This is a genomic window from Bacillus sp. FDAARGOS_1420 (assembly GCF_019344915.1).
Lineage (GTDB): Bacteria > Bacillota > Bacilli > Bacillales > Bacillaceae_G > Bacillus_A > Bacillus_A mycoides.
Genome location: NZ_JAHWJB010000002.1, coordinates 2,049,930 through 2,072,345, shown reverse-complemented (window position 1 = coordinate 2,072,345; position 22,416 = coordinate 2,049,930). Strand labels below are relative to the sequence as shown.

At 35.4% G+C, this 22,416-nt stretch carries 19 protein-coding genes, 1 pseudogene and 3 other annotated features; of the genes and pseudogenes, 14 read left to right on the top strand and 6 right to left on the bottom strand.

What is annotated here, in order from left to right; genetic code table 11:
• Positions 1 to 105: 105 nt before the first annotated feature.
• From I6L50_RS20880 to I6L50_RS20865, 4 genes are all read left to right on the top strand, one after another.
• Entirely contained in the window at positions 106 to 684 is a 579-nt protein-coding gene (locus I6L50_RS20880; RefSeq protein WP_088039613.1) for a sigma-70 family RNA polymerase sigma factor, read from the top strand.
• Positions 674 to 1,672, top strand: a complete 999-nt coding sequence (locus tag I6L50_RS20875; RefSeq protein WP_088039612.1) for a hypothetical protein — start codon at positions 674 to 676, stop codon at positions 1,670 to 1,672. The genes I6L50_RS20880 and I6L50_RS20875 overlap by 11 nt, the downstream gene beginning before the upstream one ends.
• Before the next feature lie 103 nt (positions 1,673 to 1,775).
• Positions 1,776 to 2,360: a TetR/AcrR family transcriptional regulator gene (locus tag I6L50_RS20870; RefSeq protein ID WP_219302806.1), complete on the top strand. Its 585-nt coding sequence runs from the start codon at positions 1,776 to 1,778 to the stop codon at positions 2,358 to 2,360.
• Positions 2,361 to 2,371: 11 nt separating this feature from the next.
• Complete coding sequence (locus I6L50_RS20865; protein ID WP_219302803.1) at positions 2,372 to 3,922, top strand: MFS transporter; 1,551 nt, start codon at positions 2,372 to 2,374, stop codon at positions 3,920 to 3,922.
• A 321-nt stretch (positions 3,923 to 4,243) separates the two neighbouring features.
• On the opposite strand, the gene I6L50_RS20860 is transcribed toward I6L50_RS20865, so the two are convergent.
• From I6L50_RS20860 to I6L50_RS20845, 4 genes are all read right to left on the bottom strand, one after another.
• Positions 4,244 to 5,080: a COG4705 family protein gene (locus I6L50_RS20860; protein ID WP_219302801.1), complete on the bottom strand. Its 837-nt coding sequence runs from the start codon at positions 5,078 to 5,080 to the stop codon at positions 4,244 to 4,246.
• Positions 5,081 to 5,297: 217 nt separating this feature from the next.
• The gene (locus I6L50_RS20855) at positions 5,298 to 6,635 is read right to left on the bottom strand and encodes an FAD-binding oxidoreductase (protein ID WP_219302799.1); all 1,338 of its coding nucleotides are present in this window, start codon (positions 6,633 to 6,635) and stop codon (positions 5,298 to 5,300) included.
• Positions 6,636 to 6,852: 217 nt separating this feature from the next.
• On the bottom strand, positions 6,853 to 7,338 hold the full coding sequence (locus tag I6L50_RS20850) for a GNAT family N-acetyltransferase (RefSeq protein ID WP_088039607.1): 486 nt from the start codon (positions 7,336 to 7,338) through the stop codon (positions 6,853 to 6,855).
• A 52-nt stretch (positions 7,339 to 7,390) separates the two neighbouring features.
• Positions 7,391 to 7,771 carry a VOC family protein gene (locus tag I6L50_RS20845; protein WP_002142261.1) on the bottom strand — a complete coding sequence of 127 codons (381 nt, stop codon included), beginning with the start codon at positions 7,769 to 7,771 and terminating at the stop codon, positions 7,391 to 7,393.
• A 261-nt stretch (positions 7,772 to 8,032) separates the two neighbouring features.
• Between I6L50_RS20845 and I6L50_RS20840 the strand changes: the two genes are divergently transcribed.
• From I6L50_RS20840 to I6L50_RS20830, 3 genes and pseudogenes are all read left to right on the top strand, one after another.
• Complete coding sequence (locus I6L50_RS20840) at positions 8,033 to 8,524, top strand: nitroreductase (protein WP_219302797.1); 492 nt, start codon at positions 8,033 to 8,035, stop codon at positions 8,522 to 8,524.
• 216 nt (positions 8,525 to 8,740) lie between these two features.
• The gene (entB, locus tag I6L50_RS20835) at positions 8,741 to 10,321 is read left to right on the top strand and encodes a cell wall-binding protein EntB (RefSeq protein ID WP_257475406.1); all 1,581 of its coding nucleotides are present in this window, start codon (positions 8,741 to 8,743) and stop codon (positions 10,319 to 10,321) included.
• A gap of 56 nt (positions 10,322 to 10,377) precedes the next feature.
• Positions 10,378 to 10,677, top strand: a pseudogene (locus tag I6L50_RS20830) (hypothetical protein); the annotation flags it as partial.
• A 29-nt stretch (positions 10,678 to 10,706) separates the two neighbouring features.
• On the opposite strand, the gene I6L50_RS20825 reads toward I6L50_RS20830, so the two are convergent.
• Entirely contained in the window at positions 10,707 to 11,207 is a 501-nt protein-coding gene (locus I6L50_RS20825; RefSeq protein WP_002142252.1) for a kinase, read from the bottom strand.
• Positions 11,208 to 11,427: 220 nt separating this feature from the next.
• Here I6L50_RS20825 and I6L50_RS20820 point away from each other — a divergent pair, with 220 nt between their 5' ends.
• Together I6L50_RS20820 and I6L50_RS20815 are read left to right on the top strand one after the other, a co-directional pair.
• Positions 11,428 to 11,967, top strand: a complete 540-nt coding sequence (locus I6L50_RS20820) for a GNAT family N-acetyltransferase (RefSeq protein ID WP_219302793.1) — start codon at positions 11,428 to 11,430, stop codon at positions 11,965 to 11,967.
• A 42-nt stretch (positions 11,968 to 12,009) separates the two neighbouring features.
• A complete protein-coding gene (locus I6L50_RS20815) occupies positions 12,010 to 12,534 on the top strand; it encodes a cysteine hydrolase family protein (protein WP_219302791.1) in 525 nt (174 codons plus the stop codon).
• Between the two features lie 204 nt (positions 12,535 to 12,738).
• Here the strand turns inward: I6L50_RS20815 and I6L50_RS20810 are convergent, their stop codons facing one another.
• The gene (locus tag I6L50_RS20810; RefSeq protein WP_219302789.1) at positions 12,739 to 13,176 is read right to left on the bottom strand and encodes a YndM family protein; all 438 of its coding nucleotides are present in this window, start codon (positions 13,174 to 13,176) and stop codon (positions 12,739 to 12,741) included.
• A gap of 150 nt (positions 13,177 to 13,326) precedes the next feature.
• On the opposite strand from I6L50_RS20810, the gene I6L50_RS20805 reads away from it, so the two are divergent.
• The 5 genes from I6L50_RS20805 to tyrA all read left to right on the top strand — a co-directional run bounded on the left by I6L50_RS20805 (position 13,327) and on the right by tyrA (position 22,411).
• Positions 13,327 to 16,839, top strand: coding sequence for a DUF4020 domain-containing protein (locus I6L50_RS20805; RefSeq protein WP_219302787.1), 3,513 nt, complete (start codon positions 13,327 to 13,329; stop codon positions 16,837 to 16,839).
• Positions 16,840 to 16,947: 108 nt separating this feature from the next.
• Positions 16,948 to 17,184 (top strand) — a binding site (T-box leader).
• A 54-nt stretch (positions 17,185 to 17,238) separates the two neighbouring features.
• Positions 17,239 to 17,473: a binding site (T-box leader), on the top strand.
• A gap of 194 nt (positions 17,474 to 17,667) precedes the next feature.
• A complete protein-coding gene (locus I6L50_RS20800) occupies positions 17,668 to 18,744 on the top strand; it encodes a bifunctional 3-deoxy-7-phosphoheptulonate synthase/chorismate mutase (RefSeq protein WP_002013433.1) in 1,077 nt (358 codons plus the stop codon).
• A 9-nt stretch (positions 18,745 to 18,753) separates the two neighbouring features.
• Positions 18,754 to 18,973, top strand: a binding site (T-box leader).
• A 53-nt stretch (positions 18,974 to 19,026) separates the two neighbouring features.
• Positions 19,027 to 20,199 carry a chorismate synthase gene (gene aroC, locus I6L50_RS20795; protein ID WP_002013434.1) on the top strand — a complete coding sequence of 391 codons (1,173 nt, stop codon included), beginning with the start codon at positions 19,027 to 19,029 and terminating at the stop codon, positions 20,197 to 20,199.
• Positions 20,200 to 20,217: 18 nt separating this feature from the next.
• Entirely contained in the window at positions 20,218 to 21,318 is a 1,101-nt protein-coding gene (gene hisC / locus I6L50_RS20790) for a histidinol-phosphate transaminase (RefSeq protein WP_002136935.1), read from the top strand.
• Positions 21,311 to 22,411, top strand: coding sequence for a prephenate dehydrogenase (gene tyrA / locus I6L50_RS20785; protein ID WP_219302785.1), 1,101 nt, complete (start codon positions 21,311 to 21,313; stop codon positions 22,409 to 22,411). Before hisC ends, tyrA begins: the two co-directional genes overlap by 8 nt.
• Positions 22,412 to 22,416 lie beyond the last annotated feature (5 nt).

Below are 22,416 nucleotides of genomic sequence, written 5' to 3'. Positions count from 1 at the left end.
TATATATTATATTTTTATTGTAATAAATAAATTTTTGTGTAAAATGAACCTTTTGTGTGAAACGGACGAATATAGTGTGAAAGATCATGAGAGGGGAACGTAATTTTGGATGAAGTAGAATTTAAAGAATGGCTATATAAAATGGAGTCCGGAGACCAAGAAGCCTTTCAAGTTATTTATGAATACACCTGTAAAGATATTTATAGAACAGTAGTATTTTTATTAGGGAATCAACACCAAGATGTAGACGATATAGTTAATGAAGTGTACATCAAAATGTGGAAGTCAGTAACGAATTATGATATGAACCGTTCATTTCGTTTTTGGTTACATGGTATCGTTGTAAAACAAGTGCAAGATTGGCGTCGTAAATCGTGGCGGCGATTTCGAATCTTTGAAAAGAAGAAAATGTATGAGCAAGACAGGTCTTATATAATGGATGAGGGCATTTTACATAAAGAAACACGTAATGAATTAGCAGAAGTTGTACAAAAATTATCGTATAAGCATCGTGAAGTCGTTATTATGCGTTATTTCCATGAATATAGCTTAGATGAAATTGCAGTGCTTCTTCAAATCCCTGTTGGCACAGTGAAATCTCGATTACATACAGCGTTAAAACGATTAAGGACAGAAATGGAGCATATGCCAGACATAAGGGAGGGAGAAGTAAATGGATTTTGAAAAATATATAACGAATGAATTGAAAAGAAAAGCGGGATCAATCGAACCAACTGCTAATCTAGAAAATAAAGTACAAACTTCTTTTCATAAATATCAACAAATGAAAAATAAAGGAAAAACTTCTATGAAGAAAAAGTTATTATTTGGCTTTATAGCTGCGGCTGTTCTTATACCAACCGGTACTTTTGCGGGTACAACATTAATGGATAAAATTGTTGGGACACCAGAAGAAGCAAGGCAAGATATGGGAATGACTGAGGATGGTTATAATGGGGTAATGGAACGTATAGAAATTGCTAAAAGTATATTTACAGAAGAGGACTTTGAAAAGTATGTTGCTTTATTACAGGAATCGTACCATTTTTATAAGAAAGTAAGTGTCGTAGAGAATGGAAAAAGACAATATACAGCTACCGATCGTCTAAATGCTGATGAAGAAAAAAGAGATAAAGAGGTAATGGAACAATTAAATACATATGAAGATAGAATAAATCAGCATTTTACCTATACTTTTGAACAAGCTGAAAAAATAACTGGTTTTCCGATTAAGCATCCTACATATATTCCAGTTGGACATCAACTAGTATTTGAAGAGGTAAAAGCCGAAGCGACATTAGGAAAACCTATGCCGCTTATTACGATGAGATATGAAAATCGTAATGTAAAAAAACAGCCACATACTTCAGATGCAGAATTAGGTTTTACAATTCATCTTTTTGAAATCATTGAGGGAGAATATAAAGATTATTTTATTGACAGGCCATTTGATAAACCCTCTGAAAGAGGACCTAATTTTTCTGGAGATATAAAGAAATATAAACTAAATGGGTATGATGTTACATTTGGAGAGTATAAAGTGTCACATGTACGGGCTATGAAAATGGTTGTACCTGCAAAAGAAGGGGAAAATGCATATCAAGTGTATATAAACGATAGTATGTTATCTAAAAAAGAACTGGAGAAAATTTTACTTTCGGTTGTTGAATAGATAATGAAATTTCAGAAAAATGAAAGTAACTAGTTACTTTCATTTTTCTTTTATGATAATATGTTAGTAATCACTTACTTACATATTGGATAGAGGAATAAAAATGGGGAAATTAACAGCGCGAGAGAAAGTTATGGAAGCTGCTACTTTATTATTCGGTGAGAAGGGGTATACAGCGACAACAATTCGTGAAGTGGCAGAAAAAGCTGGGGTAAGCGAATTAACGATATTCCGTAATTTTAAAAATAAGGAGAATCTATTTAGAGAAAGTATTATTTTACGCACGACACCAGTGGCTTTGTTAGAGGAAATAGAAGAGCAATTTATTGGTGATTTACAAAAGGACCTTACGAAAGTGGCAGAAACATATATTCAAATCAATTTGCCGAAGCTAAATTATATTTGGGCTGCGTTAATAGAATCAAGACAAAATAGTGAAATGAAAACGTTACTGCATGAGTTGAATTCACATTTAGTAGATCATTTAGAAACCTATTTAAAACAACTTGGAGAGAAGGGGCATATTGCTTCATGTAACTATCGTTTAATAGCGAATATGTTTTATGGACAACTGTTTTTATACATTATGAATGTTAGTATAGCGGAAGAAGAAATTCAGTTAGAAGAGTATATAGGGACATGTGTAAATTTATTTATGAATGGGATTTTAAATAAAGAAAACGAATAGGGGTAGGGGAATTGAGGAATACATTTGCATTAATTGCTTTAATTGCAGGGTTTTTTATGGCAATTTTAGATTCAAACATTGTGAATATCGCATTACCAGAAATGACAAAGACATTTCATACGTCAATTGACACCATTTCTTGGATTGCTAATAGTTATAACGTTGCCTTTGTATCGTGTTTATTAATTGCAGCACGTCTTGCGGACCAGTTTGGTCGCAAGAAGCTGTATATTATCGGTTTATTAGGGTTTTCTATTAGTTCACTAATGTGCGGTATTGCCACTTCTTTTCATACATTAATAGCCTTTAGGATAATACAAGGAATCTCAGCAGCGGTTATCGTACCAGTTGCTATGCCTCTTGGTCTAAAGTTAGTACCGAAAGAGAAACAAGGTATGATAGGCGGTATTATGGGGGCTTTCGGAGGGTTAGCAGCGGCAATTGGGCCTTCACTAGGTGGTGTTTTAACTGATAAATTGAATTGGAGCTGGGTGTTTTTTATAAATGTCCCAGTAGGTATATTATCTTTAATCTTCGTGATTCTTTGTATTAAAGAATCGTATGATCATACTGCAAGTTCTAAAATAGATTGGGCGGGTATGATTACTTCTGCATCTGCACTATGCTTACTTGTATATGCACTTATACAAGTAAATACAAATCAATTAAGCACGTTAAGCTTAATTCTTCTTTTTATGCTCTCATTAATAAGTTTTATATTATTTTTCATTATCGAAAAGAAAAGTAATAATCCGATGTTACCTTTAAAGTTGTTTTCATATAAAGAGTTTTCAATTTCAAATCTTTCCTTATTTTTCGTTGGTATGGGATTAATGAACTTTCTATTTATACTTGCTTTTTATTTCGTTCAAGTAGAAGGTATGTCTGAGCTACAGTCAGGCTTAATTATTAGTACTTTAGCAATTGTTTCAATGATTGTTACAGGGTTAGTAACACCAATTGCGGCGAAACGAGGTAGTTTATTAATAGGTAGTATAGGGATGATTGCTTTTATTATAGCCTCGTATTTATTTAGTCATATAGATTCAAACTTTACTACATGGGATTATATATGGCGATTAGTGATCGTTGGAATTGGAACAGGGTGCACATTAGCACCATATACAACAACTGCGGTTTTAAGTGTGCCGGCGGAGAAAACAGGTGTTGCTTCAAGCGTATGTAATATCTCTAGAACGGTCGGAAGTATTGTAGGGGTAGCAATACTGGTCATGTTTTTGAATCATCAATTGTTAGTTGAAAAAGAAAAAGTAAATAAAGAAGTAATGACTGTGATTGAAAAAAGTAATGTAACAACTATAGAAAGAGAACAGGTGTTGCAAGCGATGAAAGGAATTGATAAAAAGAAATACAGCATATTAAAGTCTGAAGAGGCTAACAAGTTATACGAACAGATGAAGCAGCAACATAAACAAGGAATTGTATATAGTTTTAATAAAACATTTTTAATGGGTGCAGTTATTTTTACTTTAGCGCTCATTAGTAATGTAGTTAGTATGTATGTTAGTAGGAAAAAAGGTACAATTTCGTTAAAAGGTTAGTTTTGTTTACATAATATTATTATGTAAACAAATTTACGAATGTACACCTAGTTAAATATTTTTACTGTTACTATGGTTACAAAAGTATGGTGTCCGCAGGAGGGATTATATAAGTAAACACAAAAAAATCATAGAGACTTCAGACAGTATTAGGGAAGAATCATCCAACACAAACATATAAAAAGCTCTAGAAGTATTTTTTCCGGATGGAGTAGATTTGTTTTATAAAAAGGCAATACGACCAGTAGTATTGCCTTTTTAAATTTGTACTAACGATTAGGAAATCATGTCACCTATTTTAAGGTTTAGACAAAATATATATTAATTTAGGATCGGGCTCGCGTCTTTTTTCGTCTTAGTCAAATAAATAACTAAGCTCAATATTATTGCGAGGAAGATTACGCTTGTTCCTACCGTACCAAGACCAAGACCACCGGCATCGTGAGGCTGTGATAAATAATCTCCAAAAGAGGCGCCGAAAGGACGAGTTAAAATATAAGCGATCCAAAAGGCCAACACTGCATTTAATTTGAAGCGATAGTAAGCGACGGTTACAGCCCCAATTAATGCGGCAAATATGAGCGCTGAAATCCAGTAACCTAAGTTGAGACTTTCTGCTACGAGATCACCAGCTGCAGTACCTAATGCGAAGGTGAATAGGATAGCCAACCAGTAGAATACTTCACGTTTTGTTGTGTAAATAGAGTGAATGGACAGTGTCTTCTCACTCACATACCAAGCAGTAAAAGTTGCCAGTAGCAAAAGGGTGAAAACGATGGTTGTAGTCTCTAAAGCGACCCCGAAGTTGTCCGTAAGATTGTCGGTGACTAGCGTACCAACAACACTAATTAGCAAAACAGTGAGCCAGTAAACCGAGGGAACATACTTCTTCAACCTGAACTGGAAGAACAGTGTGATGAGCAAGAGAGCACTCATAACAAAGGTCGTTTTAGTCAAGCCGAAGTTCAAGTTTGTATTTAAGAAGTCTGCGCCTGTTTCGCCCACTGTAGTTGCCATGATTTTGATAATCCAGAAGAAAATCGTGACTTCTGGAACTTTGCTCAGCATTTGCCAACCTCGTGATGAAACAGAAGTGACTTCATCAGGAAGAGGGATATTATCTCTATTCTTATTTTGGTCCGTCTCATAATTTTTCATATATGATTCCTCCTTACTAGTTATTTATGTATAAACTGAGTGTAACTAATAAGAATGAGATTCAGATGAAATTAGGATGAAAAGAACATTAAAAAAAGATGAAAAAAGAAATGAAATACATCCAGCATAGAAAAAGAACGATTCTTCCCATAATTTTTATGGGGAAAATCGTTCTTTTTTTGCTAGAAATATAAACTATAAATTTCAGTATCGACTATTAAAAGGGCGGAATACTTTGCGGGAAGTTGAAAATGTTTTTTGGGTCATATTTAGCCTTTACTTCCATTAACCTATCAAAGTTACAGCTATAGTAAGCATCTGGCCAATCTTTAATGGAAAGGTCAGGTGTATTAACGTAAACGCCTTTTGTGTATGGTAACATTGCTAATCGGAAATCTTCGGTCCATCGAATGCTTGCGGCAGCACCTTCTTCTTGATCCCAAGTGGAGAATATTGACATGTTCGAAAGTGCTTTTCGGTAAAAATATGCTGTAGAATCGTTCGATACGTCTGCTACGGCTCCGCCTAAGCCATGGAAAAATAGAGAGGTTGTTGCATGCTGCGGTGAATTGTTTATAAAGTGCTCGATGATCGTGAGTGCTTCTTCAGGCAATAGTGCATACAAATATGGACCTACACTTTTAAATGGTAAAGGCGCTATAGGTTGTGTTGCAGCAATTCGTGTTGCAGCTTCTACCCAAGGTATTTCTTCCATAGTTACTGTTAACGGTGAACCAGCTTGTAATAATGGCTGCAGAAGTGCTTGCAATTCCTGAACTGAACCTAGGAATACTCCTTGCATCAATAACGATGGTTCCACCCCTGAAGACATGAAGAGGGTGCTTGTAAATCGCTTATCAGCGCAAGGAAGAGTGTATTCTTGCCAAGAATTTAGTACAGATTTTAAATCTTTTAAGTCCCAGCTTATTTCCGCAAATCCCACTGTATTAATTTTATGTGTTCGAAACTTGAAGGAAGTACATATTCCAAAGTTACCACCACCCGCACCTCGATATGCCCAGTAGAGATCCGAATTATGATTAGCGTTGGATCGTATAATACAACCGTTCGCGTCAACCATCTCTAGCTCAATTAAATGATCAAGAGTTAATCCCCATGGACGGGAGAGTATACTATGTCCACCGCCTAATGTCACACCTGCAATACCAGGAGTAGGACAAACGCCGCTTGGCACAACTAACCCTTCAGCTGCGAGCGTTTCAGTTAAAGAAAGGTTTCTCCATCCAGTTCCGATTGTAACAGTCCCACCATTATGATCTATTTCTAATTGCTTCATTTCACTTACATCAATTACAATTCCAGCATTGTTAACGGATAACCCTTCGTAATTATGACGACCAGAGCGCATGCGCATAGGTACGTTATGCTGTCTCGACCAGCGAACTGCATTTACTACATCCTGTGTATTTTGAGCAAAGACAATGATTAATGGGAATTTGTTGAAAAATGTGTTGAATTCCTCTCTAGCGGAATTATATTCTGGATTTCCGGGAGTTACGATACGTCCTGTAAGTTCAATATTTTGATTACTCATTTAAGTCTTCTCTCCTTGTCACATAATAAAATAGCTAAAATGTTAGTCGTCAGGTGTAAAATCAAATAGAAAAATAGAACTGACTATACGTTATAAGTAGATGAATGAGTGAGGGGGATTATTCCTAGAATGGGATTTTCGGGCCTATCGGGGAATCGAGATAATAAATAAAAGGCAACACTACATGTATCTCAAATGTAGCATTGCCTTAATAAAGTTAAATATATATACTTAAAATTTCCCCAGGTAATCCATCAATCTCACAAACTACATCTGATGTAAAACCAACGTTTGTTAATATTTTTCGAGAGGGGATATTATTTGGATCGATAATTGCCTTTAGTACGTTTACATCTGTCTGCTTCGCTATTTCAATTAATTCTCTTGCAATATAACTACCATATCTTTTTCCCCAGTGCTCTGGCAAAATCATATACCCAATTTCAGCTTCTTTTACATTATCTTCATTCACTGTTACATGTCCAAGGCCGATAAATTCATTTGTTGCACTGTCATAAACTTTATAAGACCCAAACAGTTTATGCTTTTCATTGCGCCTTAACAATTTTTCATAGTCGTTTTGTGCCTCTTCTAGCGGAATAGCACGCTCTGTAATTTGTGCCATCACTCTTTCATTTGATACGAGCTGGAAATATGGACTAAAATCTGTTGCTTCAAATTTTTTGAAATGCAGTTTATGCATAGGGTTCCTCCAAACGAATTTTTATTTGTTCTTCAGAAAAGATAAACGATAGTTAAATAGTGATCTCTATTTGATTGCCTTCCGGATCACTAATTACACTTTCGTAATAGCCATCTCCAGTGAAACGTGGTCCATTTAATAAAGGAGAACCAGCTTCTTTTAACGTTTTTGTTAGTTCATTTACACGTTCTTCACTTCCAACTGAGAATGCCATATGTGCATAACCAGTAATATTAAGGTTAGGCTCATTTTCTATACCTTTTTTACGCATAAGTTCAAGCCTTGCTCCAGATTCGAACGTAATAAAATAAGATTCAAATTGCTTTGCTTCGTTATGATATAAAGAGTTTGCTTTACCATTAAAGTACTTTGTATAGAAAGTACGCATTAATTCTAAATCATTTACCCAAAGTGCTATATGTTCGATTTTCATTCGTTTCACCAATCCTATCTTTATGTAAATTTGAAAATATGTACTCTGTAATAATTAGCGAAATTCAACAACACTAATTAGATGTTCACTTTATTAAATTTGCATGCATATTGCAAGAAATAAGAATGGACGTTAGGAAAAAGCGGATTGTAATGAAAAAATTTTATTAATGGTATTAGATAATTTTTAAGTCATAACATGCATACAATGTCTAATTAAGTGAATTACGTACGTCAAAATTTCAAATAAGGAGGGACATTTGTGGGGCAATTTGAACAAATGGTGATTGTCGGTATTTCCATGTCTTTTATACTGTCTATTATGATATTAGGGTCTACATATTATAATCCTCGCCTTTGGTTAAATGATTATCCGAAAGATATTCAAAAAGTAGTTTTGCCAAAATCAATAAATGAGAAAAAACAAACATTTTATTTCGGAATTATTTACAATATTATTCTCTTCGGAACGCCTTTAGTTTCTACATATATACTACATCACCATGGAAAATTATTGTATATTGAAGCCTATTTATATACTTTTGGGATTGTAATGATTTTCAATTTAGTAGATTTATTAATAATCGATTGGCTTATATTTTGCTGGATTACTCCGCGGTTTGTTGTTATTCCTAGTACTGAGGGAATGAAAGGATATAAAGACTATAAGTTTCACTTAAGAGGTGCAATAGCTGGAACGCCATTTTTAGCAATTGTAAGTTTATTCTTGGCAGGAATTGCGACAACGATCTAGTGTGAAGTAGAAGGTCATGAAGAGTTTATAGAAGATAAATAGATTTATAATGTATAGAATTAGAAATGAAAATTTGATAATATTGGAGTAGGAAGTTTTAAAAACAGTATATTAAGTGGTATTAATATACTGTTACAAATGTTTTGATACTCTGTGGAATTCCCTAATTTAATGGAAGGATTTCATAGAATTCAAAAAAATGTAATGGAGGCTATTATGAAAAAAATAATTGGCGCAGCAACAGCAACGTTTTTTGGATTGGGGGCATTTACTACAACTGTTACCGCAGAAACGATCGTAACAGCAGATGTACTCAATGTACGTGAAAAACCGACTACAGAATCAAAAGTTGTCGAAAAAGTAAAAAATGGGCAAGAGTTAAAAGTCATAAATACCGAAGATGGGTGGTCAAAAATTGAGTTAAATGGTAAAGAAGTATTTGTAAGTTCGGAGTTTACAAAAGATATTTACCATGTAACAGCAAATTTGTTAAATGTACGTACTGAAGCAAACACAGAATCAGAAATTCTTGGCAGACTGAAACAAGATGATGTAATTGAATCAACACATCAAGTAAAAGATGGCTGGCTGCAATTTGAGTATAAAGGAAAAACAGCTTATGCAAATGTTTCTTTCCTATCAAGTACAGCGCCAATTGAAAAGAAAGCTGAAGAGAAAACGAAGCGAGTAGCGAAAGTACAAAAAGCAGTTAAAGCAAAGGAAGTAGTAAAAACGCAGAAAGAAGCAAAAGTACAAGAAATAGCAAAAGCGAAAGAAACAACAAAAGAGCAGAAAGAAACGAAAGCAGAAGAAATAGTAAAGCCTAAAGAAGAAGCGAAAGTAACAGAGAGAGTAAAAGTTAAGGAAGAAACGAAAGCAGAAGAAATAGTAAAGCCTAAAGAAGAAGCGAAAGTAACAGAGAGAGTAAAAGTTAAGGAAGAAACGAAAGCAGAAGAAATAGCAAAGCCTAAAGAAGAAGCGAAAGTAACAGAGAGAGTAAAAGTTAAGGAAGAAACGAAAGCAGAAGAAATAGCAAAGCCTAAAGAAGAAGCGAAAGTAACAGAAGAAGCAAAAGTGCAAGAAATAGAAAAAGTAAAAGAAGAAGCGAAAGCGCAAGAAATAGCAAAAGCTAAGGAAGAAGCAAAAGTACGAGAAATGGAAAAAGAAAAAGAAGAAGCAAGAGCGCAAGAAATAGCAAGGGCTAAGGAAGAAGCAAAAGTACGAGAAATGGAAAAAGCAAAGGAAGAAGCAAGAGCGCAAGAAATAGCAAAGGCTAAGGAAGAAGCAAAAGCACGAGAAATAGAAAAAGCAAAAGAAGAAGCAAAAGCAAAAGCAAAAGCAAAAGCAAAAGCAAAAGCAAAAGCAAAAGCGCAGGAAATAGCAAAGGCTAAGGAAGAAGCAAAAGCACGAGAAATAGAAAAAGCGAAAGAAGAAGCGAAAGCAAAAGAAGCAACAAAGACACAAGAAGTATCTAAAAATAACACACAGTCTGCTAAACGTGAATTAACGGTAGTAGCGACAGCATATACTGCTGATCCAAGTGAAAATGGTACATATGGTGGACGCGTTTTAACTGCGATGGGTCATGATTTAACGGCAAATCCTAATATGAGAATTATCGCAGTAGATCCGAAGGTAATCCCATTAGGATCTAAAGTATGGGTAGAAGGTTATGGAGAAGCTATTGCTGGTGATACTGGTAGTGCTATTAAAGGAAATCGTATTGATGTTTTAATGGGTTCAAAAAGTAAAGCTATGAACTGGGGAAGACAAACTGTTAAAGTAAAAGTTTTATAATAATTATAGTTATCCAAATAGAAGTCAGTTCTCTTTATTGAGACTGGCTTTTATTTTTAACGAATATGAAAAATGAAGATATACCTACTGATGAAGATAGTTACTGGGAAGCTTTTGACTTATTCGGTTCGGAATATATATGTAGATTGTTAGGAGCGCCTTTATATGGTGATGTTCCAGAAGATTTAGGATGTCCAACTTGTTCGAAAGAGATGAAATATGTTGCTACAATTACACAAGATCTTGAAGAACGGGAACTTATTTCAGTAGTTGATTTCCAGTTTGGGGAAATGAATATATATTATTATGTATGTAAAGATTGTTCCGTTATGAAAACTGAAATTCAAGGAACATAAAAGAATAAGACTGACATAAAAAGTCAGTCTTATTTTTGATGTGTCACATCATTAAGAATCGCATGAAAGATGTCTTTTTGTATGAAATCATCTGTAAAAATAGTTTCTTTATCAACTTCAATTGTATCGTGAGGGTTATACCATTTACTTAATAAATCTTCACCAAACTCATGTCGTTTTTCTCTTGTATTATGTCGTCTAATGGTTTCCTCTAGTGATAAATCGAAGTAATATGTATGTGCGTCGTCAAAATAATGTATTAATTCTTTTAACATATCTCCATATCTACCGCTGTTTAGAATACCTTCTAAAATAACAAATTCACATTTTCCTTTTCCGTACTTCGTAATTTCAAATAGTAAATCATGAGATAAGTTACCCATTGTATCGTGAACTTTTAGCATATCTCTGCGCACAACGTCTTGTGAGACTAGAAGTGTTCCTTGCCCGAAATGCTCTTGCAGTTCTTTTGCAATAGTTGTCTTGCCGCTTGCGGAGTTTCCTCGAAGAATAATTAATGTTGATTTCAAAGTATCATCTCCAAATTGTTTTAGTTTTTTAGGTCCTGTTACAAAAGAACTTCATTATGGGAAACATTCTTTTAGTTAGTTAAATAATAGTTTATGATACTCAGTATAGGTTGAACAGGATAATTTCTTATTGTGGGATTATGCAAGTAAAGCTGTTTGACAAATTTACTATCCGCATATAGAAAAGTTATTATAAGAGTAACTAATAAGGAGGTGACCTATGTTATTCCAAAAGGGACAATTATTAGTTCGATACGTAATAAAAAACGATGCATCTATCATTTCAAAATGGCTAACAAACCCAGAAGTCCTGCAGTATTACGAAGGACGAGATAATCCGCAATCTGTAGAAAAGGTACTTGCCCATTTTATACATAATCCAAACAGTAATGAAAAAAGATGCTTAGTAGAATTTGATGAAATGCCAATCGGTTACATTCAAATGTATCCAGTTGATTCTGAATGGAAAGCGTTATATGGATATGGAGAATCGCAGAATGTATGGGGAATGGACCAATTTATCGGTGAACCGATCTTTTGGAGAAAAGGAATTGGAACAAAACTTGTTCAAGCAGCTATTACATACATTATGGAGAAATTGGGTGCGGAAGCAATCGCGATGGATCCTAGAGTAAATAATGAACGTGCGATAAGCTGTTATGAAAAATGCGGATTTAAAAAGGTGAAGATACTAAAGAAACATGAACTACATGAGGGGAAATTAGAAGATTGTTGGATGGTAGAATATAAACAATTATAATAAATATGCAGGGGCTTATAAAAATAAAGGGAGCTGTGTGAAATGAAAAAGGCATTACTAGTTATTGATGTGCAAGCGGGTATGTATACAGCAGGAATCCCAGTACATAATGGGGAAAAGTTTTTAGAAACGTTGCAAGAGCTCATTGGGGAATGTCGTTCAAATGGTATTCCGGTTATTTATGTACAACATAACGGGCCAAAAGGTCATCCGTTAGAAAAAGGTACAGATGGTTGGAAAGTACATGCGGCGATTGCACCGCGAGAAGGGGAGCTTGTCGTTGAAAAGACGACTCCAGACTCATTCCATAAGACAAACTTAAACGAAGTGTTACGAGGAAAAGGGATTGAGCATGTTATTATTTCAGGAATGCAAACAGAGTACTGTGTTGATACGACAACGCGAAGAGCGTTTAGTGAAGGGTATAAAGTAACATTAGTAAGTGATGCACATAGCACATTTGACACAGATGTATTACGCGCTGAAGATATTGTAAAACATCATAATGTTGTATTTGGATCATTTGCAGATGTTATTACGTTAAAAGATTTAAAAGTAAAAGCGTAATTACAGAAGTTGCTGTCTCTTAATGGGGCAGCTTTTTTATTTGAAGATAGCCTATCAAACGTTGTCGACAAATCGATATTTCTTGTCGAATCGTTGATATAATTTCATTCACCGTATTGATAGTACAAAAAACAAAAAGGAGCGCCACATCGTCAAAAATTCGACTGATGAGACAGCTACTTTTTTGCACCAGTAATTATGGTTTTATTTCTTCTTATCTTTATCCAACACATTCTGTTCTTCAGCAAACTCCGTGCCATATGCAAACCGGCGATTAATTCGAATGTTATCATTGCTGTGCCTTGTGTGGGAATTAGAAAAGCGATGGACGATTACTTCTGATAATGTAAAGACGATGGCAGAAAGGATACTGCCCCATGCAATTTGCATGTAGTTGTCTAATAAAATATTACCAAAAATCCAAACGCTTAAATACGCAAGTAAGAAATCCGTCATAATGGCAGCGGAATTGCCAATTCGATTTAAAATAATTTTATCAACAAACATATAAGAAACGATTGTGACGAAGAGACTAAAAGAAATGATTTGAACGAGCGTTGCTGGGAAAAATAGAGCTAGTCCGATACTAAAAGCGATGATGCATGATATAAATTTGATAAGTATTACAGTAATATCACTCAATATTTACACCTCCCATTTATACATAGTTTTACAATAAATTCAGGAGTTCATACATTGGAACGGTTTAATTTATATAAAACTTTATCATGCTGAAATTTTATCTAAATATTAAAAAAACAATTAAAAAATGTTATAGTGAAATGAGAGCGTATGACATTTTTAGGTAAGGGGGAATCCGGGATGTGGATAACTTCAGAAGTAGAAATTCCAGATGAGTTAATCGATCACCTTGAACAAGGTAAGTTAGTATTATTCGTTGGAGCAGGAGTTTCTATGAAGGGGAAATCAAACTTACCGAATTTCGATGATTTAGTTGATGAAATTTCGAAAGCTTTATATGTCGAAAGGCGTGAGATGACAGAACCCCACGATTATTATCTCGGTAAAATTGCGAAAACGAAAGATGTGCATCAAGTTGCAAGAGACCTCGTTAATATAGAAAAATCAAAACCAAATCCATTACACTATGCGATTCCAAGGCTGTTTCCGTTAGATACGGATGTTCGAATTGTAACGACAAACTTTGATCAACATTTTACGTCTGTAATTACAGAAATGAATAGAGAGCTGAATATTTATTATGCACCTGCTTTACCGACAGGGAGAGCGTTTAAAGGGTTGGCTTACATACATGGGAATGTAGAACAAGAGAAAGAAGCTTTAATTTTAACGGATGGTGATTTTGGAAGGGCTTACTTAACCGAAGGATGGGCGAGACGATTTTTAGTTGATTTATTCTCAAATTACACTGTTTTATTCGTTGGGTATAGTCATAATGATCCTGTAATGAAATATTTAGCAACAGGCTTACCACCGAGTACAAGGCGTTATGCTTTCGTCGCACAAGGTGATAATACATATCATTGGGAGCATTTAGGGATAAGACCGATTGTGTATCCGAATAAAGCAAATAATCATCAGGCGCTTGTGAAAGCGGTGAAGCGGTGGGCGGAATTAATGGGGGATAATTATATTACGAAAAGAATGCGTATTCGTGATATTGTAACCGTTCCTCCATCAGTAGAGCAGGAGCAATTATCCTATATAAAACAGTCAATAAAAAAAATTGAAACCGTTCGGTACTTCGTTGAATTTGCTCGTGATTATGAATGGGTGGAATGGCTTGAAGCAGAAGGGAAACTAAGAAATTTATTTCTGCTTACAGCAAATTATGATGAAGTAGATGAATTGCTTGCGGAATGGTTGGTGGAGCAATTTCTATTTAGTCATCAAAAAGAACTATTTCAATTGATTTTTAAAAATCATTCTAAAATATCCCCGTTATGGTGGCGAACAATTTGTACTTACTTAAACGAAACGAAAGAAACGATGGACCCTTTGTTGTTTGCAAGATGGACATTGCTTTTATTAGAAACAGCAGAGAAAGATAGTAGCTCTATTGAAATGATCACATATTTATTGCAAAAATGTTCTTTCCCTGAGCATAAAGAAATTGGCTTGTTGCTATTAACGTTTATTTTAGATGGGAAACTTAAATTGAAGCGTGTAAGAAGATGGGGAAATGATACGCAAGAGTCGATTGAACTCGAGGAATCGAGTCGTATACCGATGCCTATTTTTTCTCATGTGGAGCGAATTTGGAAAGAGAAAATGAGACCTCATATCGCTTACTACGCAAATCCGATTATGGTTACAGGGTTAGAAAAGATACAACTATTGTCATTAAGACAAAATGCACTGAAAAGAAGAGATAGAGAAATTTCAGAGCAGGAGTTACAGCAAAATGATTTTACATTTTTAATTCAAATTGTAAAAGAGTGTCTTACATATTTATGTGAAAACAATGAGAAAAAAGCAAATCATTATATTACAGAAATGATAGAAACTGATAGTGTACTTCAAAAGCGAATTGCAATTGAAGCAATGATTAATAATGTATTCGTTACAGCGGATGACAAACTGAAGTGGTTGTTACATGTGGATGTTCTGTTAGATTTCACATGTAAACATGAAGTGTTTCAACTTTTAAAGAATTATTACGCAGATGCTTTAGAGGAAACGAAAGAAGAAGTAATTCAACATGTATTAGAGTATCTTGCAGAAGAGAGGGCGTTTGATGCTTGTCTTGTATTAGACTTACTATTCACGTGTGATTCGAATAGTAAGTGTACGGCGGAAGGATACGAGCTAATGAAACAGAAACACCCCCATTTTTCTTCAGATCTATACAGTGTTCCAAAGAAAGAGGCAAATGAACAACGTATTACATGCAATGTAACAGCTGATGGATTACTGCAGCTGAAAGACGATGAAATAATGGAGCAAGTTCGGCAATTTTCAAGAGACGGTGTTTTTGAACAACGCCATTTTTTAGAGATGTTATCAAAAGCGTGTAAATTGAATGTAGAGTGGAGTATTTCGTTTGCTTATCAACTAGTAGGCGTGCACGAAATTAGTAATGAAGTATGGTTTGTATGTATTAGAGAGTGGCGAAATAACCGGAATTTGGCGAATGAACAAATTCAAAAAATCATTCCGTTATTGCAGAAATTTATTAGAAATACTGCTTTTCATTGGTTAATTAGTAGTTTTCTATATGAAATTAGTAATCGATTAGAAGAGTTAGATGAAAATAGTATAAGGATTGTAAAACGCTTTGCTTTTTCTGTACTTCCACAAGTTATGAGAGGGGAATCGGATTTTAAGATTGGAAAACAAGAGTTTTACAATGAATCTATTCAGCATCCTGTTGGGAAGATGACTGCTGTATTACTAAAACTGTTAGCATATGATCATTTATACGATCGCAACGTGTATGAATATTTATTTTTATTTGAGGAGCAGGTAAGGGTTACTTCGGAAAGAACGAACTTCATGTTTGCGCGTTTAACAGCAGATATTACGTTTTTATACCATATTGAGAAGCAATGGTGTCGGAAAAATGTATTACCTTACTTAGATTTAAAGAAAGAAAGTGAGCTTACGAAATATGCGTGGGCGGGATTATGTTATACGCAAATTAATCTACCTTTGTTTACAGAAATAAGACGATATATTAAGTATGCAGTAGAACATTTAGATGCACTACATCCATATACGAGAGAAGCATTTTTAAAATGGCTTAGCTTTGTATTTATTAAATGCGTATTATATTGGGAGCAAAAAACAGATTGGTTATATCCACTTTTGATGCAAGAAAACGAAGAGAATAAAATTAAATTTATGCAGTATTTATGCTACTACGTAAAAACGTTAAGTGGTAAGGAACAACAAAAATTTTGGACAGCGTGGCTTAGTGTGTTTTTAAGAGAACGTCCGAAAATGGGCGTAATAACAACGAGAGAATATATGATGCTTTTACGTATTGTTTTATGCATGGATGAGGTTTTAGAAAAAGGATTAAATATTATTTCTAGTAAATTTCAAGGTGTGGAAGGACAATCTAATCAAGAAGAAATGAAACAGTTGTTTATAGAGATACTTGAAAAGAAAGAGCGTATGAAAGCGTATAAAGAATTGTATGCAAATGTGTTTTTCACTTTACTTCAGACGTGTCAAGAAGCCGATTTACTTGAAAGTGAGATCATACAAATAAAAGAACTATTAACCAGGTATGAAGTAGAAAGACATGTATTAAATTTAATAGAAAATGAAATAATTCGCATCGGAATCGTAACGGAGAATTTACAAGAGGAATCATAGGGCGGAAGTGGAATTTTAAAAAAATATATAAAAAGTTATTGACAGTGTTTTGAAAAGCGTTCTATAATACGAATCATACTTATTCAATTTCAAACACATTTGAATAAACAAAGTGCAATGAAGAGATCACAGTAGTGGTTAGTCTTACTGTAACAGAGAGCTGGTGGTTGGTGTGAACCAGTACAGGGATAATCATGAATTACAGTCTTGGAGCATCTTTTTCGTAGTAAAGATAGTATTGTCTTTATGAAGGAAAAGCGGTCAATTGATCGTTAACAGTGAAGAGAGGTAGACGGAAAGTTAGTCTACAACTAGGGTGGTACCGCGATAAATATCGTCCCTACTGATTTATTCAGTAGGGACTTTTTGTATTTTAGTGGTCCAACTTGAAAATAAAATAGTCACGCGTTGAAAGGAAAAGAAGTAGTTGTTGTTTCCCTGTAACAGAGAGCTGGTGGTTGGTGCGAACCAGTACAAAAACAAGAGCGAATTACAGTCCTGGAGCATCTTTTTCGTAGTAAAGATATGTATCTTTATGAAGGGAAAGACGGTCACATTGATCGTTAACAATGAAGAGAGGTAGACGAAATAAGTCTACAACTAGGGTGGTACCGCGATAAATATCGTCCCTACTGATTGAATCAGTAGGGCTTTTTTGTACAAAAAAGTGGCTTATTAACTAGTAGTTAGTGTCTTTATGGTAATTATTAGTTTAAAATAAGAAGAGGTATCGATTCCACTTTAAATTTGTATAATTAACCAGTTCAGAAAATAGAGAATTTTTTATTCTCTTACTATACTTTTAAAACATTAGAGGAGGATTTCCAAATGGCAAATCACGAATTAGATCAATTACGTAAACAGGTAGATGAAATTAACTTACAATTATTACACCTATTAAACAAACGCGGTGAAATCGTTCAAAAAATTGGAGAGCAAAAACAAGTACAAGGTACGAAACGCTTTGATCCAGTACGTGAGCGTGAAGTACTTGATATGCTTGCAGAGCATAACGAAGGACCATTCGAAACGTCAACGATTCAACATATTTTCAAAACGATTTTCAAAGCTAGCTTAGAATTGCAAGAAGATGATAACCGTAAAGCATTACTAGTTTCACGTAAAAAGAAAAAAGAAAATACAATTGTTAATGTTAAAGGTGAATTGATTGGAAACGGAACACAAACGTTCATTATGGGACCTTGTGCGGTAGAAAGTTTAGAGCAAGTTCGCCAAGTAGGGCAAGCGATGAAAGATCAAGGACTTAAATTAATGCGCGGCGGTGCTTTCAAACCGAGAACATCTCCATACGATTTCCAAGGTTTGGGAGTAGAAGGTTTACAAATTTTACGACAAGTAGCAGATGAGTTCGACTTAGCGATTATTAGTGAAATTTTAAATCCGAATGACGTAGAAATGGCGCTAGAATACGTTGATGTAATTCAAGTTGGAGCACGTAACATGCAAAACTTCGATTTACTACGAGCTGTAGGTAAAGTTAACAAGCCAGTATTACTAAAACGTGGGTTAGCAGCAACAATTGATGAGTTCATTAATGCAGCGGAATACATTATTGCACAAGGTAATGACCAAATTATTCTTTGTGAGCGCGGTATTCGCACATACGAGAGAGCGACACGTAACACATTAGATATTTCAGCAGTACCGATTTTAAAGAAAGAAACACATTTACCAGTTATCGTTGACGTAACACATTCAACAGGACGTAGAGATTTATTATTACCAACAGCGAAAGCGGCACTTGCAATTGGAGCAGATGCAGTAATGGCGGAAGTACATCCAGACCCAGCAGTTGCGTTATCAGATTCTGCGCAACAAATGGATATTCCAGAATTCCATAGATTCATGGATGAGTTAAAAGGTTTCAAAAATAAATTATCTTAATTCCATATCATAAATGCGCTGAAGAGGAAACAGTAGTGCTTATCTCACTGTTAAAGAGAGCTGATGGCCGGTGTGAATCAGTACAAAGGTAAGCATGAATTACAGCCTTGGAGCATCTTTCCCGCCAACTTTTGGAGAGAAAGACGGTCAAACGATCGTTAAAGAAGAAGAGAGGTAGACGAAAGAAGTCTACAACTAGGGTGGTACCGCGATAAACATCGTCCCTACTGAGCGCTCAGTAGGGACTTTTTTGTACAAAAAAATAGTAAAGGGGCAAGAGAAATGAGATACATTACAGCTGGAGAATCACATGGGCCGCAGTTAACAGTTATTTTAGAAGGTGTACCAGCAGGTTTAACATTAACAGCGGAACATATTAATAAAGAATTATTAAGAAGACAAAAAGGGCATGGGCGCGGAAGACGCATGCAAATTGAAACAGATACAGTTGAAATTGCAAGTGGTGTACGTCACGGAATGACACTTGGTTCACCAATTACGTTAATCGTAAAAAATGATGATTTCAAACATTGGACGAAAGTAATGGGTGCTGAACCAATTTCGGAGCAAGAAAGTAAAGAAATGAAACGTACTATAACGAAACCACGTCCAGGACATGCGGATTTAAACGGGGCAATTAAATACGGCCATCGTGATATAAGAAACGTATTAGAGCGCTCTTCTGCAAGAGAAACGACAGTTCGTGTTGCTGCTGGTGCAGTTGCGAAACAAATTTTGAAAGAATTAGGCGTGGAAATTGCAGGGCATGTTCTTGAAATTGGTGGGGTACAAGCGAAGCGTATTTCAAACTTACCAATTGAAGAAATTCAAACGATAACTGAAAACTCACCTGTTCGATGTTTAGATAAAGAAGTAGAACAAGAGATGATGAATGCGATTGATGATGCGAAAAGTAGCGGAGATTCTATAGGCGGTATTGTCGAAGTCATTGCAGAAGGAATGCCAATTGGAGTTGGTAGCTACGTTCATTACGACCGCAAATTAGATGCAAAACTTGCCGGTGCTATTATGAGCGTGAATGCATTTAAAGGTGCTGAGATCGGAATTGGTTTTGAAGCGGCAAGACAGCCAGGAAGTAAAGTGCACGATGAAATTTTATGGGATGAAGAAAAAGGATACACGAGAAATACGAATAATGCCGGCGGTTTAGAAGGCGGTATGACAACAGGTATGCCAATTGTCGTAAGAGGCGTAATGAAGCCAATTCCTACATTATATAAACCGTTAGCAAGCGTAGATATTGATACGAAAGAAGCGTTCCAAGCGAGTATTGAAAGATCTGATAGCTGTGCAGTACCAGCAGCAGGTGTTGTAGCTGAAGCTGTCGTTGCATGGGAACTTGCCGGTGCACTAGTCGAGCAATTCGGAAAAGATCGCATGGAATTACTAAAACAAAATATTTCGCAACATAACAAATACGCAAAAGAATTTTAATGAAAAGGTGGATTTAACATGCGAGTAAAAGATCAACTATCATCATTACAACCGTATAAACCAGGTAAATCACCAGAGCAAATGAAAGAAGTATACGGGAATCATTCATTTGTTAAGTTAGCATCAAATGAAAATCCATTTGGCTGTTCACCTCGTGTTTTAGGAGAATTACAAAAATCGTGGGAGGAACATGCTTTATATCCTGACGGAGGTGCTGAAGTACTCCGTCAAACTATCGCAGAGAAATTACAAGTTCAAATGGAACAAGTGCTTTGTGGTAGTGGTCTTGATGAAGTAATTCAAATTATCAGCCGTGCAGTACTATGTAAAGGAGATAATATTGTTACGGCTGGTGCAACATTCCCACAGTACCGTCATCATGCAATTATTGAAGGCTGTGAAGTGAAAGAAATTGCTTTAAAGAACGGTGTATATGATCTAGATGAAATTTCTTCAGCAGTTGATGAACATACAAAAATCGTATGGATTTGTAATCCGAACAACCCGACAGGCACATATGTGAATGAGCGAAAATTGACTCAATTCATTGAAAGCATTAGTGAAAATACGTTAATTGTCATTGATGAAGCGTACTATGAATACGTAACAGCAAAAGATTTCCCTGAGACATTACCGCTTTTAGAAAAACATAACAACATTCTTGTACTTAGAACGTTTTCTAAAGCGTACGGATTAGCTTCTTTCCGCGTTGGTTATGCGATTGGACAGGAAGAGTTAATCGAGAAATTAAATGTCGTACGTTTGCCATTTAACGTATCTTCATTAGCGCAAAAAGCAGCGACGATTGCTTTTAACGATGCAGCATTTATTGAAGAAATTGTACGTGTTAATACAGAGGGATTACAACAATACGAGAGTTTTTGTACGGAAAATGAAATTCCATTTTATCCGTCGCAAACAAACTTCATCTTCTTACCAGTAGATAATGGGGGAGAGATTTATGAAGCTTGTGCACACTCAGGATTTATTATTCGTCCGTTCCCAAATGGTGTCCGTATTACAATCGGAACTAGGGAACAAAATGAAGGAGTGATTTCAGTGTTAAAACAACACTTTGAAAATAAAAAAGGTAAGTCTCGAGATGAGGCAAATGTGTAAAAAGGTATTATTAATCGGTACTGGATTAATAGGAGGCTCTCTTGCATTAGCGATTAAAAAAGAGCACGATGTAACGATTATCGGTTATGACATATTTAAAGAGCAAGTAGAGCACGCAAAAGAATTACATGTAGTTGATGAAGTAGCAGTAGATTTGCAGCGTGCATGTGAGGAGGCAAATTTAATTGTATTTGCCTCTCCAGTTGAAGAAACGAAAAAGTTGTTACACAAACTTGCATCATTTCATTTACGAGAAGATGTTATAGTGACCGATGTTGGTAGTACAAAAGGAACGATTATGAACGAAGCGGAAGCTTTATTTTCAAAGGAAGTTTCTTTTATTGGTGGACATCCAATGGCAGGTTCTCATAAAACTGGAGTTGAAAGTGCAAAAGCACACCTTTTTGAAAACGCATTTTACATTTTAACGCCAATGAATCACGTACAGGCGGATCAAGTAGACGAGCTAAAAGAATGGTTAAAAGGAACAGGCTCTCATTTTCTTGTATTAAATACAAAAGAACATGATTATATAACAGGAATAGTTAGTCATTTTCCGCACCTAATTGCAGCAGGATTAGTAAAACAAGTTGAGAAACATGCTGGTGATAATCCGCTTATTCATCAACTAGCGGCAGGCGGATTTAAAGATATAACACGTATTGCATCAAGTAGTCCGAAAATGTGGAGTGATATCGTAAAGCAAAATCGCGGGCATTTATTGGAACTATTAGAAGAATGGATTTCAGAAATGGAAGAGCTATATAAGACGGTTTCTAAAGGAGATGCAGGAGAAATACAAAGTTATTTTGCAGATGCGAAAGAATATCGTGACTCTTTACCAGTTCGAAAAAGAGGGGCGATTCCTGCCTATCACGACTTATACGTCGACGTTTTAGATAAAGTAGGGGCATTAGCCCATATCACGAGCATTCTAGCAGAAGAAGAAATTAGTATTACGAACTTGCAAATATTAGAAGCGCGAGAAGGATTGCTCGGAGTTTTACGAATTAGTTTCCAAAGAGAAGAGGATCGAACGCAGGCAAAAATTGCGCTCGGAAAAGAAGAATACCAAACGTATGAAACAATTTAATGAGG

Bases quoted from the DNA above. Each gene is read 5' to 3' on its own strand.
- I6L50_RS20875 (WP_088039612.1), top strand. From the start codon at position 674: ATGGATTTTGAAAAATATATAACGAATGAATTGAAAAGAAAAGCGGGA.
- I6L50_RS20870 (WP_219302806.1), top strand. From the start codon at position 1,776: ATGGGGAAATTAACAGCGCGAGAGAAAGTTATGGAAGCTGCTACTTTA.
- I6L50_RS20860 (WP_219302801.1), bottom strand. From the start codon at position 5,080: ATGAAAAATTATGAGACGGACCAAAATAAGAATAGAGATAATATCCCT.
- I6L50_RS20855 (WP_219302799.1), bottom strand. From the start codon at position 6,635: ATGAGTAATCAAAATATTGAACTTACAGGACGTATCGTAACTCCCGGA.
- I6L50_RS20850 (WP_088039607.1), bottom strand. From the start codon at position 7,338: ATGCATAAACTGCATTTCAAAAAATTTGAAGCAACAGATTTTAGTCCA.
- I6L50_RS20845 (WP_002142261.1), bottom strand. From the start codon at position 7,771: ATGAAAATCGAACATATAGCACTTTGGGTAAATGATTTAGAATTAATG.
- entB (WP_257475406.1), top strand. From the start codon at position 8,741: ATGAAAAAAATAATTGGCGCAGCAACAGCAACGTTTTTTGGATTGGGG.
- I6L50_RS20820 (WP_219302793.1), top strand. From the start codon at position 11,428: ATGTTATTCCAAAAGGGACAATTATTAGTTCGATACGTAATAAAAAAC.
- I6L50_RS20815 (WP_219302791.1), top strand. From the start codon at position 12,010: ATGAAAAAGGCATTACTAGTTATTGATGTGCAAGCGGGTATGTATACA.
- I6L50_RS20805 (WP_219302787.1), top strand. From the start codon at position 13,327: ATGACATTTTTAGGTAAGGGGGAATCCGGGATGTGGATAACTTCAGAA.
- I6L50_RS20800 (WP_002013433.1), top strand. From the start codon at position 17,668: ATGGCAAATCACGAATTAGATCAATTACGTAAACAGGTAGATGAAATT.
- aroC (WP_002013434.1), top strand. From the start codon at position 19,027: ATGAGATACATTACAGCTGGAGAATCACATGGGCCGCAGTTAACAGTT.
- hisC (WP_002136935.1), top strand. From the start codon at position 20,218: ATGCGAGTAAAAGATCAACTATCATCATTACAACCGTATAAACCAGGT.
- tyrA (WP_219302785.1), top strand. From the start codon at position 21,311: ATGTGTAAAAAGGTATTATTAATCGGTACTGGATTAATAGGAGGCTCT.